We start from the raw sequence: 12156 nt of genomic DNA on the forward strand, positions 1-12156 counted from the left end.
CTGATCGCGATGACGGTACATCCCGAAGCTTGCGGCCAAACCCGCAGCCCGCCAAAAGAGCGGGTGATGACGCGAATCCTGCTCCTCTTCTCGCTCCTGCTCGCTGCGCTGGGCCTCGCCTTGCCGGTGCCCGCGCTGGCAGAGCCCGCCGATATCGATGCCGCAGCGCGCGGAGTGGTGCGGATCGTGATCTTCGAGAAGAACATCGAAGGGGGCGAGGAAGAGCTTTTCCCGCTCAGCCACGGGACCGGTTTTGCCGTCTCCCGGCAACGTATCGTCACTAATGCGCATGTCGTGCGCGAGGCGCTGTATGGGGGCGCCTTCGACGGGGACCGGGTGATCGGGATCGTCCCGCCCGATGGCGACGACCCGGCGTTTGCGCGCATCATCGCGGTCGACCAGGGCACCGACCTCGCGCTGCTCGCGATCGAGGGCAAGCTGCGCATCCCGCCGCTCACACTCGCGGGCGATCGGCCCGGGGGCAGCGGCGATACGGTGACATCGGTAGGCTATCCAATGAATGTCGACCGCGCGCAGGGCCTGTCGATCAACGATATCGTGCGCTCGCAGCCGCCGGTTAAAAGCCGCGGGTTCATCTCGGGCGAGCGGCCCAGCCGCCAGTTCGACACCATCCTGCACACCGCGCCCATCGCGCGCGGCAATTCGGGCGGGCCCCTGCTCGACAATTGCGGGCGCGTGCTGGGCGTGAACAGCTTCGGCGCGGAAAGCGACGGAACCGACGCGGAATTCTATTTCGCGGTCTCCAACAAGGAGCTGGTGCCCTTCCTGCGCGCCAACAAGGTGACGCCGCAGCTCAACGACATGCCCTGCCGCAGCCTCGCCGAGCTGGACGAGGCGGAGCGGCAGCGCCGCGCCGCCGCCGCCGAGGCCGCCCGCGTGCAGATGGCCGCGCGGTCCGAAGCCGCCAGCGAACGGCGCGCCCGCCTGCAACTGGAAGCTGAGATGGAAGTGCAGGCGGAGCGGGAGAACCGGATCGCCGCATCGCTGCTGCTGCTGCTCGGCGCGATCTTCGTCGCCGTCGCGGGCTACATGCTCGCCCAGCGGCGCGAAAAGGAACTCGCCGCGGGCGACGTGGTGCCGGACGATGTGGCGGAGGATGATCCCGAATGGGATAGCGATGCGCGCAAGGGCATCCCCGAATGGCTCCCCTACGCCTGTTACGCGCTGGCGGCCGTGCTGCTGGTGACCGCCGCAGCGCTCTACCTCACGCGGCCCGGCCTCGACGCGATCGACCGCAAGGTCGCCGCGGCACTGGGCGAGGAAACGGGCAGCGAGCAGGTGTCCGACGATGCGGATGCCGCGACCGCCGGCAAGTTCGTGTGCACGCTGGAGCCATCGCGCAGCCGGATCACCGGCGATGCCGAGAAAAGCATCGACCTGCGCTGGTCGGCCAGCGGCTGCGTCAACGGGCGCACGCAGTACGGCTTCGCAAACGGCCAGTGGGCGCGTGTGTTCGTGCCGAACGAGGAGGATGTGGTGAGCGTTGCGCGCTACGATCCGCAGACGCGCACCTACCGCGCCGACCGCTACCTGCTGTCGCGCGGTGCGATAACCGCCGCACGCGAGGCACGCGGGAGCTATGACGCGCCCTCGTGCGAGGCAAGCGATGGGGCGGCGGAACTGGGCCGGTCGCAGGAAGCGGTGCTCGCCGCGCTGCCCGGACAGCCGAACGAGCGGCTGGTCTATTCCTGCCAGCCTGCGGATTAGGTGGGTCCGGTTCGCATATTGATCGCGCTTGCCGCATTGCTCCTTTCGGCTTGCGGAGCGGAGCGAACAGCACAACCTGCCGAAACCGGTTCGACACTCGACCTCGAAGCGCTTCAGAAACTCGCTGATCAAGCCTGTGTCTGCGAGATGCGCGATGGCAATAAGGGTGCTTGCTGGAACAACTTTGAGCGAGCGCATGTAGGTTTCGAAGCTATAGGATACGGCACCTCAAGTGCTCCACTCTCATTCGATACGATATGCTTCGATGAGGCAGGCCAAAAATGTGTCTACACCGGTGCCCGCTTGGTAGATGGCTCAAATGCTCGTGTCTGCACCGACGCCCAGATCGACGAGATTGAGGCACTGCACCTTCGCATCTCGATGGAAACCGGTGGCGACATGGAAGCTGCAGACGCGGCTGCGCGCCAACGGATCGGGGAAATGTCGGAGACTTTCCGCAATCCCGTCGACTAGCCAGTCAATCCGTTCGCATCGAGCGTAGTCGAGATGCGTTGCGCGCGTGTCTCGACTACGCTCGACACGAACGGCGAAGGCGCACGAAGAATTACGCCGCCAGCGGCTCCCCGGTCAGCGTGATGCGGTGCATCTCGCGCGCGTGGCCCTGGTAGTCGTTCATCGCGAGGTGCCAGGTGGTGCGATTGTCCCAGATCGCCACCGATCCCGGCGTCCACTCTACCCGCGCCTGGTTCTCCGGCAGCAGCGCCGCAGCGAACAGGCGCTGGAGCAGCGGCAGGCTCTCCTTGCGGCTGCGCCCGACGATATGCGTGGTGAAGGCCGAGTTGACGTAGAGCAGCTTGCGCCCCGTCTGCGGGTGACGGACCACCACCGGATGCGTCGCACCCGTTTTCATCTCCTGCCCGCGCAGGTCCGCGCCCATGTCGGTCTGCGCGTAGAAACCTTCGGGGCTGTAGACATGGTCGGCGGTGTGGAACGCCTCCAGCCCTGCAATCTCGGTCTTCAGCCCGTCGTCCAGCGCATCGTATGCCGCGCCCATATGGGCGAACAGGGTATCGCCCCCGGCAGGCGGCAGCTCGCGCGCGACGAGGATGGAGCCCATCGCGGGCACCTGGTCATAGGAATGATCTGTGTGCCAGCCGCCGCCGATATTGGTCGTCTGGTCGGCCCGCTTCTTCACCACCGCGATCTCGGGGTGGGAATCGGTCAGCGGGAAATAGCTGTTGAGGTCGATCCCGCCCCATGCCTTTGCAAAGGCGATATGCGCATCCGGGCCGAAGTCCTGGTCGCGAAACAGCGCCACGCCGTGCGTCCAGACGGCCTGACGGATCGCATCGAGCACCTCGCCACCGTCCCCTTCGGCAGCATGCGCCAGCTGCACGCCGGTGATTTCGACCCCGCAATGCGGAGCCAGCGGCACCAAGTCCATTGTCTCTCTCCCGACAAATCGCGGCAATGCTACGCCCATCGCGCTGATGCGGCAAACGAATCCCCTCGCCCGCCTTGCGCTTCGCAAAACCCGATGCTAGGCGCGCGCCAGCCTTGCCGGGGCAGCCCTCAATTCCCTCGAGAATGCGGCCCTGAACGGCAAGCAACCCGAATCGTTTTTTCCGGACCCGAAGAGGACCCCCAGGCGTGGAGATTTCCGCCGGTATTCAGGCTAGCCTAGCAGGGCGTTATGCAGTCGCCCTGTTCGAACTGGCCGCCGAAGAAGGCCCGAAAGAGGGCGGCGTAAGCGCGGTCGAGTCCGATCTCGACAAGCTGTCTGCCGCGCTGGCAGAATCGCCCGAGCTCGCATCGCTCACCACCAACCCCAAGCTGGGCCGCAAGGCCAAGGCTGCGGCGATCGAAGAAGTCGCCCGGGTGCTGGAAGTGAGCCCGCTGACCCGCCGCTTCCTCGGCGTGCTGGCGGAGAATCGTCGCCTGGCAGAGCTGGGCCGCGTGATCCGCGCCTTCCGCGACATCGCCGCCGCACAGCGCGGCGAGGTGAGCGCCGAAGTGATCAGCGCGCACCCGCTGTCCGAAGACCAGATTGCGTCGCTGAAAAAGAAGCTGACTGCGCGCGAAGGCCGCACCGTCAAGCTGACCAGCAGCGTCGACCCCGACATGCTCGGTGGCCTCATCGTCACCATCGGCTCCCGCCGGATCGACGGATCGATCCGCACCCGTCTCAACTCCCTTACCCAAGCCATGAAAGGCTGAATGATGGACATTCGCGCCGCTGAAATCAGCAAGGTCATCAAGGACCAGATCGCCAACTTCGACGCGACTGCGCAGGAAAGCGAAGTCGGCACCGTGCTTAGCGTGGGGGACGGGATCGCCCGCATCCACGGGCTGGACAAGGTGCAGGCAGGCGAAATGGTCGAATTCGCCGGCGGCGTGAAGGGCATGGCCCTGAACCTGGAAGCCGACAACGTGGGCGTCGTGATCTTCGGTTCCGATACCGAAATCCGCGAAGGCGACAGCGTGCGCCGGACCGAGACCATCGTGGACGTGCCCGTTGGCAAGGCCCTGCTCGGCCGCGTGGTCGATGCGCTGGGCAACCCGATCGACGGCAAGGGCCCCATCGAGACGACCGAGCGTCGCCTGGTCGAACAGAAGGCCCCCGGCATTATTCCGCGCCAAGGCGTGAGCGAGCCTGTGCAGTCCGGCCTCAAGGCCATCGACGCGCTCGTGCCCGTCGGCCGTGGCCAGCGCGAACTGATCATCGGTGACCGCCAGACCGGCAAGTCGGCTGTCGCGATCGACACCTTCATCAACCAGCGCGACGCGCACAAGGGCGATAACGAGAAGGACAAGCTGTACTGCATCTATGTCGCGGTCGGCCAGAAACGCTCCACCGTTGCACAGATCGTGAAGCAGCTCGAAGAAAACGGCGCGATGGAATATTCCATCGTGGTCGCCGCGACCGCTTCCGAACCTGCCCCGCTGCAGTACCTCGCGCCCTACACCGGCGCCGCGATGGGTGAGTTCTTCCGCGACAACGGCATGCACGCCGTGATCGTGTACGACGACCTTTCGAAGCAGGCCGTGGCCTACCGCCAGATGTCGCTGCTGCTGCGCCGCCCGCCGGGCCGCGAAGCCTATCCGGGCGACGTGTTCTACCTGCACAGCCGCCTGCTGGAGCGTGCGGCGAAGATGAACGACAGCGAAGGCGGCGGTTCGCTGACCGCGCTGCCGATCATCGAAACGCAGGCGGGCGATGTCTCGGCCTACATCCCGACCAACGTAATCTCGATCACCGACGGGCAGATCTTCCTCGAAACCGACCTGTTCTACCAGGGTGTGCGCCCGGCGATTAACGTCGGCCTGTCGGTCAGCCGCGTGGGCGGTGCCGCACAGACCAAGGCGATGAAGAAGGTCTCCGGCTCGATCAAGCTGGAGCTGGCGCAGTACCGCGAAATGGCGGCCTTCGCACAGTTCGGTTCAGACCTCGACGCCTCGACGCAGAAGCTGCTCAACCGCGGTGCGCGCCTGACCGAGCTGCTCAAGCAGCCGCAGTTCTCGCCCATGCCGTTCGAAGAGCAGACCGTGTCGATCTTCGCGGGCACCAACGGATATCTCGACAATGTCGCGGTGGACCGGGTGACCGAATACGAAACGCAGATGCTCAGCTTCATGCGCCACGAGCACGCGGACATCCTGAAGGACATCCGCGACAGCAAGAAGTTCGAAGACGACATCAAGGACCGCACGGTCAAGGCGCTGGACGCCTTTGCCAAGCAGTTCGCGTAAGCCCAGCGAGATAGGGAGCCACGATGGCTAGCCTCAAGGAACTCAAGGGCCGGATCAAGTCGGTCAAGTCGACCCAGAAGATCACCAAGGCCAAGCAGATGGTCGCGGCGGCCAAGCTGCGCCGTGCGCAGGAAGCTGCCGAGGCCGCACGCCCCTATGCGGAGCGGCTGAACGCGGTGATGGCGTCGCTGGCGAGCAAGGTCGGCGGAAGCGATTCCGCGCCCAAGCTGCTGGCGGGCAATGGCTCCGACCAGCGTCACCTGCTGGTGGTGGTCAACACCGACAAGGGCCTGTGCGGCGGCCTGAACGCCAATATCGTCAAGGAAGCGCTGAAGAAAGCAACGTCCCTGCGCGAGAAGGGCAAGGACGTGCAGTTCTACCTTGTCGGTCGCAAAGGCCGCGCCCCGATCAAGCGCAATAATGCCGATGCGATCGCCAAGCATTTCGACACCTCGAACGTGCGCACCCCCGGCTTCGACGAGGCCGAGGCGATCGCGAGCGAGCTTCTCGAAATGTTCGAGGCAGGCAAGTTCGATGTTGCGCACCTCGTCTACCCGATCTTCAAGTCGGCGCTGGCGCAGGACCCGACCACGCAGCAGCTGATCCCCGTCCCCGCAGCCGAGGGCGAGGCGAAGCCAGCTTCGGGCAGCGGCGACGCGCTGGTCGAATACGAACCTGGCGAGGAGGAAATCCTCGAAGCCCTGCTGCCGCGCTATGTCCGCACGCAGCTGTTCGGCGCGCTGCTGGAGCGTGAGGCTTCCGAACAGGGTGCCTCGATGACCGCGATGGACAACGCGACGCGCAACGCGGGCGACCTGATCAAGAACCTCAATATCCAGTACAACCGCAGCCGCCAGGCCGCGATCACCACCGAGCTTATCGAGATTATCGCGGGCGCCGAAGCGCTCTAAGGATACGGACCAAGGAAACGAACATGGCCACCGCCGCAAAAACCAAATCGAAGCCCAACCTGACGGGCAACGGCACCATCGCGCAGGTGATTGGCGCCGTCGTCGACGTGCATTTCGAAGGCGAACTGCCCGCGATCCTGACCGCGCTCGAAACGAAGAACGGCGACACCACGCTGGTTCTCGAAGTCGCGCAGCACCTGGGTGAAAACACCGTTCGCACCATTGCGATGGACGGGACCGACGGCCTGACCCGCGGCGCCGAAGTGATCAACACCGGCGCGCAGATTTCCGTGCCGGTCGGCCCCAAGACGCTGGGCCGCATCATGAACGTGGTCGGCGAAGCGATCGACGAACGCGGCCCCATCGGCGCCGAAAAGTCCGCCCCGATCCACGCCGAGGCTCCCGAATTCGTCGATCAGTCGACCGAAGCGGCGATCCTCGTCACCGGGATCAAGGTGATCGACCTGCTCGCGCCTTATGCAAAGGGCGGCAAGATCGGCCTGTTCGGCGGCGCCGGCGTGGGCAAGACCGTGCTGATCCAGGAACTCATCAACAACATCGCGAAGGGCCACGGCGGCGTGTCCGTGTTCGCGGGCGTGGGTGAGCGTACCCGCGAAGGTAACGACCTGTACCACGAATTCCTCGACGCGGGCGTCATCGCCAAGGATGCCGAGGGCAACGCGACCTCCGAAGGTTCCAAGGTGGCGCTGGTGTTCGGGCAGATGAACGAGCCTCCCGGTGCGCGTGCCCGCGTGGCGCTGTCCGGCCTGACCATGGCGGAATATTTCCGCGACGAGGAAGGCCAGGACGTGCTGTTCTTCGTCGACAACATCTTCCGCTTCACGCAGGCCGGTTCGGAAGTGTCCGCGCTGCTCGGCCGTATTCCTTCGGCCGTGGGTTACCAGCCGACCCTGTCGACCGACATGGGCAACCTGCAGGAACGCATCACCTCGACCACCAAGGGCTCGATCACCTCGGTGCAGGCTATCTACGTGCCTGCCGATGACTTGACCGACCCTGCACCCGCCACCTCGTTCGCCCACCTGGACGCGACGACCACGCTGAACCGCGCGATTTCGGAGCTGGGCATCTACCCGGCGGTCGACCCGCTCGATTCCACCAGCCGCGTGCTGGAGCCGCGCGTCGTGGGCCAGGAGCACTACGAGACGGCGCGTAAGGTCCAGGAAATCCTGCAGAAGTACAAATCTCTGCAAGACATCATCGCCATCCTCGGGATGGACGAGCTTTCGGAAGAAGATAAGCTGACCGTCGCCCGCGCGCGCAAGATCCAGCGCTTCCTCTCGCAGCCGTTCCACGTCGCGGAAGTGTTCACCAACATCCCCGGCCAGTTCGTGCAGATCGAAGACACGATCAAATCGTTCAAGGCCGTGGTCGATGGCGAATACGACCACCTGCCCGAAGCCGCCTTCTACATGGTCGGCGGGATCGACATGGCGGTCGAAAAGGCCAAGAAGCTGGCCGAGGACGCGTAAGTCGGTGCTGAGCCGCCTTGGCACGCTTTGCAGCGTCGCGATCGCCTCTGCGGCGGTCGCGGGCGCAATGCCTGCTCAGGCGGCCAGCCTTGACGAGCTGACTCGCGAAGCCGTGTTCGATCTCTGTCCCGATTTGATGGAAATCGAGACGCCCCTGCAGGACGAGCCGGCGATCAAGGCGCGCGGATACGATTTCGTTGGCAGCCGTGAACATCATCGTGCGGGCCACCTCGACGTCGTATCTCTGGAAGCCGACAACGGAACGATCCAGATCGCCAATTCCCGCGATACATCGTTCTGCCAAGTGAGTTTATTCGGCCAGGGAGCGCAGAGCGCCTTTGCATCGAGTTACGCTGACCGCGATGTGCTGGCCGATGGCTGGTTCGAAGATCCTGCAGCGATCCTCGAAATCAAAGGCGCGGAGATGCAAAGCCTTCGAACGCCAGCCTTCGATGGCTGGTATCTGGGCGTACAATTCGTCGACATGACCGCATTAGTCGATGAGGCGGCCTTCGTAATTCAGCAATATGTTCTCGAGGAAGAATAATGCCCCTTCACTTCGAACTGGTAACCCCCGCCCGCCACGTGCTGAGCGACGATGTCCATATGGTCGTCGTGCCCGGCACCGAGGGCGAGTTCGGCGTGCTCGAAGGCCACGCGCCCTTCATGTCGACGATCAAGGATGGCGCGGTGCAGGTGTTCAAGACCGCCGGCGCAACGCCCGACCTCATCGAAGTGCGCGGCGGCTTTGCCGAAGTCGGCGAGAACGGCCTGACGATCCTCGCCGAACACGTCGAAGGCTAAGGCGGCCCTCCAGCCGGAGAGCCCTTCCGCATGCCCCGGATTGCAATGACACCCCTGCTGGTGCGGTTGGCGCAGATCGCGCTGGTCACCGCGGTGTGCATTGCCTTTGCGCTCGCTATCGTACCGAGCGGGGACGGCCCCGGCCGCTTCAACGACAAGCTGCTGCACGGCATAACTTTCTTCGGCCTTGGCGGGCTCGCCGCAGCAGGGTTCCGTGCTCGCAGCCCGCTGGCGCTGTTCTTCGCGCTTGCCGGGTTCGGCGGGTTGATCGAGATCGCGCAATGGTGGCTCGACTGGGGCCGCTCCGCCGAATGGGCTGACCTCGGCGCGGACCTCGTCGGGGCGGGAATCGGCCTGCTGGTCGCGCGGGCAATCACGCGCGAGGCCTGACCTCCCAGCGCTTCACCCCTTAGCGCGTCGGCGCGTGGAAATCGGGCGGCTTGTCCGCAATCCAGCGCAGGAACTTCGCGACAGTCTCGTTCTCGGCAAGCACCGCTGGATCGTCTCCGATGCGCGCAAGCTGGGCATTGGTGAAATTCGCGTGGATCGTGCGATGGCAGATCGGGTGGACGGGCGCCGTCTCCCGCCCCTTCTTCGCCTTCGGCACCGGGTGATGCCATTGCAGCCGCGTGGCGATGGGTCGCCCGCACAGCCAGCAGGCCAGCTGCTCTTCCTCAGTCTTCGGGATAGAACAGCTCGCTCTCGACGCCGCCATAGTCGTCGCCCGCCATCACATCGACCGATTGCGGATCGCCGGTGCACTGCTTGTCGCTGAGCACCTCGCCTCCGCGCACCACCATCACTCCGTCGGTGAGTTCCGGGTTGTTCGGCTCGCCGGCCTTGAAATTGGTCCGCACGGTGCGGCTGTAGACGATGTAGCGCGTGCTGCCGTTGAGGAATTCGATCTGCGCTTCTCCCCCGCCCGAGTAGGGCACGCTGGCGAATCGCCCGTCACCCAGCACCGGCTCCGCCGTGTCGGAGCCATAGCGATACTGCGCGCTGCGCTCCCCCTCGGCATCATAGATGCCGCATACCGCGATCTGCTTGCGGCCCGCCTCGCAGAAAAACAGCGTCTTTTCCGGGCTCGTACAGGCGACCGGCTGCGCCATTTCCTGCATCGTGTCTTCGGCCGCACCGGCCGGGTCGGCACCTGAGCCTTCGGGCATGCCCGGATCGGGCGCGTCCGCGTTCGCTTCGAGATCGGCGGTATCGAGCTGGTCTTCGCCATCGCCCGCCGCCCCGCCGCATGCCGCCAGCGCGATGCACGCGCATGTTGCCAGGATGGTCCGCATCACTTCTTCTCCGCCGCCTTCTTCTTTTTCATCGTATCATGAAAACGATCTGCCCAGCCGGGTTTTATGGATTGCTCGGCGCGCTCCATCCGCAATTCGCCCGAGGCGACATCGCGGGTCACCGTACTGCCCGCCGCGACGATGGCGTCCGCGCCGATGTTGACGGGCGCGACCAGCGCGCTGTTCGATCCGATGAAGGCGCGCTCCCCGATGACGGTCCTGTACTTGAAATAGCCATCGTAATTGCAGGTGATGGTGCCCGCGCCGATATTCGCGCCCGCGCCGACTTCGGTGTCGCCGAGATAGGTCAGGTGGCTGGCCTTTGCGCCCTCACCCAGCGTCGCCTTCTTCACCTCGACGAAATTGCCGACGAAGGCGCCCTTTTCCAGCACCGCGCCGGGCCGCAGCCGCGCATAGGGGCCGACCTGCGCGCCCTCGCCCACGGTGGCTCCTTCAAGGTGGCTGAACGCCTTGATATGCGCGCCATCGGCAATCGAGACACCGGGGCCGAACACCACGTTGGGGTCGATGGTGACATCACGGCCTACTTGCGTGTCATAGCTGAAAAACACGGTTTCCGGCGCGCGCAGCGTTGCCCCGCCCGCCATTGCTTCCTCGCGCTTCAGGTCCTGCCACTGCGCTTCGGCACGGGCGAGTTCGGCGCGGCTGTTGATCCCAACCACCTCGCCCGGATCGCTCGCGGTCACCGCCGCGCAGGTTTCTCCGTCGGCGATGGCAATGTTGACGATGTCGGGCAGGTAATACTCGCCCTGCGCATTATCATTGTCCACCCGCCTCAGCAGATCGAACATATCGCTGGCGCGCGCCGCCATCAGGCCCGAATTGCACAAGGTGCAGGCGCGCTCTTCCTCGCTCGCGTCCTTGAACTCGACCATCTTGGCGATCCGCCCGGCGTCGTCTGCGATTACGCGGCCATAGGCGAGCGCGTCTTCGGGCTCGAAGCCCAGCACCACCACCTTGGGCGCGTCTTCGGCATGCAGCCGGTCGAGCATGGCCTGCATGGTCTCGCCACGAACAAAGGGAACATCGCCGTAGAGCACCAGCACGTCGCCCGAGAAATCGCGCAGCTCATCCTCGGCCTGCTGCACCGCATGGCCCGTGCCGAGCTGCGGTTCCTGCAGGCAGGTGCGCGTATCCTCGCCCACCGCCGCTTCCAGCTGCTCGCGACCCGCGCCGACCACTACCACCTTGCGCTTGGGGCCCAGCGCATCGACCGAGGCGATCAGGTGATGCAGCATCGGGCGGCCCGCAATCGGGTGCAGCACCTTGTGCAGGTCGGACTTCATGCGGGTGCCCTTGCCCGCGGCGAGGATGATGGCGGCAAAATCTGTCATATGCCGCGCTGTGCCACCATCGGCTTGCAGATTGAAGAAGCTTTCGCCACGCACGGGGGCATGAGGGAATTTCCATTCGACGCAATCGGGCTCGATCTCGACGGTACGCTGCTCGACACGAAGGGCGATCTGGCCGCCGCGGTGAACGTCGCGCTGGCCGAGGGCGGGTACGAGCAGGTGCCTGCCGAAGAAGTCGAAGGCCTGATCGGTGGCGGGGCGAAGGTGATGCTCGCACGCGCGATCGAAAGCCAGGGCGGCAGCATGGCGGACGAGCACTTTCGCCCGCTCTACAAGACCCTGCTGCGCTATTACGGCGATCATGCCGCGGTCCACACGCAGCCCTTCCCCGGCGTGGTCGATACGCTGGGCCAACTGACGGCGATGGACGTGAAGCTGGCAGTGGTGACCAACAAGTTCGAAAGCTTCGCGGCAGACATCCTTGGCCAGCTCGGCCTTGCCGACCGCTTCGTCACGCTGATCGGGGGCGACAGCCTGGGCCGCGATGCGGACGGCAATTTCCGCGCCAAGCCCGCCGCCGATCCGATCATTGCCGCGATCGAGCGCTGCGCAGCCACGCGCCTCGCCTTTGTGGGCGACAGCACCTACGACGTGATGGCGGCACGCGCCGCCGGAGTGCCGGTGATCGCCGCAGGTTACGGCTATTGCGATAAGCCGGCGAACGAGCTTGGCGCCGACGCGGTGATCGATCAGTTCGATGCGCTGATCCCTGCGCTTGAGGGCCTCGCATGACCGGCCTCGGTGTCCATCCGGCCCGCAATCGACCAATGCATGCCCGTACCCGTCGAATGGCCTTGGCAAACGGGCCCGTCCACGAAACACTCGCTCCATTTTCCAGCCACTT

General features: G+C 65.1%; 14 protein-coding genes. 10 read left to right on the plus strand and 4 right to left on the minus strand.

Annotated features, from left to right (window positions below):
• Positions 1 to 66 precede the first annotated feature (66 nt).
• Complete coding sequence (locus ACEQXE_RS05645) at positions 67 to 1728, plus strand: serine protease (RefSeq protein ID WP_370032324.1); 1662 nt, start codon at positions 67 to 69, stop codon at positions 1726 to 1728.
• Positions 1729 to 1746: 18 nt separating this feature from the next.
• Entirely contained in the window at positions 1747 to 2202 is a 456-nt protein-coding gene (locus tag ACEQXE_RS05650; protein WP_370032322.1) for a hypothetical protein, read from the plus strand.
• Between the two features lie 91 nt (positions 2203 to 2293).
• On the opposite strand, the gene ACEQXE_RS05655 is transcribed toward ACEQXE_RS05650, so the two are convergent.
• The gene (locus ACEQXE_RS05655; RefSeq protein ID WP_370032320.1) at positions 2294 to 3133 is read right to left on the minus strand and encodes a TauD/TfdA dioxygenase family protein; all 840 of its coding nucleotides are present in this window, start codon (positions 3131 to 3133) and stop codon (positions 2294 to 2296) included.
• Between the two features lie 206 nt (positions 3134 to 3339).
• On the opposite strand from ACEQXE_RS05655, the gene ACEQXE_RS05660 reads away from it, so the two are divergent.
• Genes ACEQXE_RS05660 through ACEQXE_RS05690 form a run of 7 tightly spaced genes read left to right on the plus strand, consistent with a single transcriptional unit; the run spans position 3340 to position 9037 of the window.
• A complete protein-coding gene (locus tag ACEQXE_RS05660; protein WP_370032318.1) occupies positions 3340 to 3906 on the plus strand; it encodes a F0F1 ATP synthase subunit delta in 567 nt (188 codons plus the stop codon).
• Between the two features lie 3 nt (positions 3907 to 3909).
• Positions 3910 to 5439, plus strand: coding sequence for a F0F1 ATP synthase subunit alpha (gene atpA, locus ACEQXE_RS05665; RefSeq protein WP_370178000.1), 1530 nt, complete (start codon positions 3910 to 3912; stop codon positions 5437 to 5439).
• Between the two features lie 23 nt (positions 5440 to 5462).
• Positions 5463 to 6350 carry a F0F1 ATP synthase subunit gamma gene (locus tag ACEQXE_RS05670; RefSeq protein WP_370177969.1) on the plus strand — a complete coding sequence of 296 codons (888 nt, stop codon included), beginning with the start codon at positions 5463 to 5465 and terminating at the stop codon, positions 6348 to 6350.
• A gap of 23 nt (positions 6351 to 6373) precedes the next feature.
• The gene (gene atpD / locus ACEQXE_RS05675; RefSeq protein WP_370177970.1) at positions 6374 to 7843 is read left to right on the plus strand and encodes a F0F1 ATP synthase subunit beta; all 1470 of its coding nucleotides are present in this window, start codon (positions 6374 to 6376) and stop codon (positions 7841 to 7843) included.
• Positions 7746 to 8390: a hypothetical protein gene (locus ACEQXE_RS05680; protein WP_370177971.1), complete on the plus strand. Its 645-nt coding sequence runs from the start codon at positions 7746 to 7748 to the stop codon at positions 8388 to 8390. The genes atpD and ACEQXE_RS05680 overlap by 98 nt, the downstream gene beginning before the upstream one ends.
• Positions 8390 to 8647 carry an ATP synthase F1 subunit epsilon gene (locus ACEQXE_RS05685; RefSeq protein ID WP_370177972.1) on the plus strand — a complete coding sequence of 86 codons (258 nt, stop codon included), beginning with the start codon at positions 8390 to 8392 and terminating at the stop codon, positions 8645 to 8647. Before ACEQXE_RS05680 ends, ACEQXE_RS05685 begins: the two co-directional genes overlap by 1 nt.
• 30 nt (positions 8648 to 8677) lie before the next feature.
• Positions 8678 to 9037 carry a VanZ family protein gene (locus tag ACEQXE_RS05690; protein WP_370177973.1) on the plus strand — a complete coding sequence of 120 codons (360 nt, stop codon included), beginning with the start codon at positions 8678 to 8680 and terminating at the stop codon, positions 9035 to 9037.
• 19 nt (positions 9038 to 9056) lie between these two features.
• On the opposite strand, the gene ACEQXE_RS05695 is transcribed toward ACEQXE_RS05690, so the two are convergent.
• From ACEQXE_RS05695 to glmU, 3 genes are read right to left on the minus strand one after another with little or no spacing between them, the layout of a single operon-like run.
• A complete protein-coding gene (locus ACEQXE_RS05695) occupies positions 9057 to 9362 on the minus strand; it encodes an HNH endonuclease (RefSeq protein ID WP_370177974.1) in 306 nt (101 codons plus the stop codon).
• Positions 9322 to 9939: a hypothetical protein gene (locus ACEQXE_RS05700; protein WP_370177975.1), complete on the minus strand. Its 618-nt coding sequence runs from the start codon at positions 9937 to 9939 to the stop codon at positions 9322 to 9324. Before ACEQXE_RS05700 ends, ACEQXE_RS05695 begins: the two co-directional genes overlap by 41 nt.
• Positions 9939 to 11294: a bifunctional UDP-N-acetylglucosamine diphosphorylase/glucosamine-1-phosphate N-acetyltransferase GlmU gene (gene glmU, locus ACEQXE_RS05705; protein ID WP_370177976.1), complete on the minus strand. Its 1356-nt coding sequence runs from the start codon at positions 11292 to 11294 to the stop codon at positions 9939 to 9941. The genes ACEQXE_RS05700 and glmU overlap by 1 nt, the downstream gene beginning before the upstream one ends.
• A gap of 60 nt (positions 11295 to 11354) precedes the next feature.
• Here glmU and ACEQXE_RS05710 point away from each other — a divergent pair, with 60 nt between their 5' ends.
• A complete protein-coding gene (locus tag ACEQXE_RS05710) occupies positions 11355 to 12044 on the plus strand; it encodes an HAD hydrolase-like protein (protein ID WP_370177977.1) in 690 nt (229 codons plus the stop codon).
• Positions 12045 to 12156: the final 112 nt, after the last annotated feature.

The sequence above is a fragment of the Alteriqipengyuania sp. genome (assembly GCF_964222115.1).
In the GTDB taxonomy this organism is placed as follows: Bacteria; Pseudomonadota; Alphaproteobacteria; order Sphingomonadales; family Sphingomonadaceae; genus Alteriqipengyuania.

Bases quoted from the DNA above. Each gene is read 5' to 3' on its own strand.
- ACEQXE_RS05695 (WP_370177974.1), bottom strand. From the start codon at position 9,362: ATGGCGGCGTCGAGAGCGAGCTGTTCTATCCCGAAGACTGAGGAAGAG.
- ACEQXE_RS05710 (WP_370177977.1), top strand. From the start codon at position 11,355: ATGAGGGAATTTCCATTCGACGCAATCGGGCTCGATCTCGACGGTACG.
- ACEQXE_RS05655 (WP_370032320.1), bottom strand. From the start codon at position 3,133: ATGGACTTGGTGCCGCTGGCTCCGCATTGCGGGGTCGAAATCACCGGC.
- ACEQXE_RS05690 (WP_370177973.1), top strand. From the start codon at position 8,678: ATGCCCCGGATTGCAATGACACCCCTGCTGGTGCGGTTGGCGCAGATC.
- ACEQXE_RS05700 (WP_370177975.1), bottom strand. From the start codon at position 9,939: ATGCGGACCATCCTGGCAACATGCGCGTGCATCGCGCTGGCGGCATGC.
- ACEQXE_RS05680 (WP_370177971.1), top strand. From the start codon at position 7,746: ATGGCGAATACGACCACCTGCCCGAAGCCGCCTTCTACATGGTCGGCG.
- ACEQXE_RS05645 (WP_370032324.1), top strand. From the start codon at position 67: ATGACGCGAATCCTGCTCCTCTTCTCGCTCCTGCTCGCTGCGCTGGGC.
- atpA (WP_370178000.1), top strand. From the start codon at position 3,910: ATGGACATTCGCGCCGCTGAAATCAGCAAGGTCATCAAGGACCAGATC.
- atpD (WP_370177970.1), top strand. From the start codon at position 6,374: ATGGCCACCGCCGCAAAAACCAAATCGAAGCCCAACCTGACGGGCAAC.
- glmU (WP_370177976.1), bottom strand. From the start codon at position 11,294: ATGACAGATTTTGCCGCCATCATCCTCGCCGCGGGCAAGGGCACCCGC.
- ACEQXE_RS05685 (WP_370177972.1), top strand. From the start codon at position 8,390: ATGCCCCTTCACTTCGAACTGGTAACCCCCGCCCGCCACGTGCTGAGC.
- ACEQXE_RS05670 (WP_370177969.1), top strand. From the start codon at position 5,463: ATGGCTAGCCTCAAGGAACTCAAGGGCCGGATCAAGTCGGTCAAGTCG.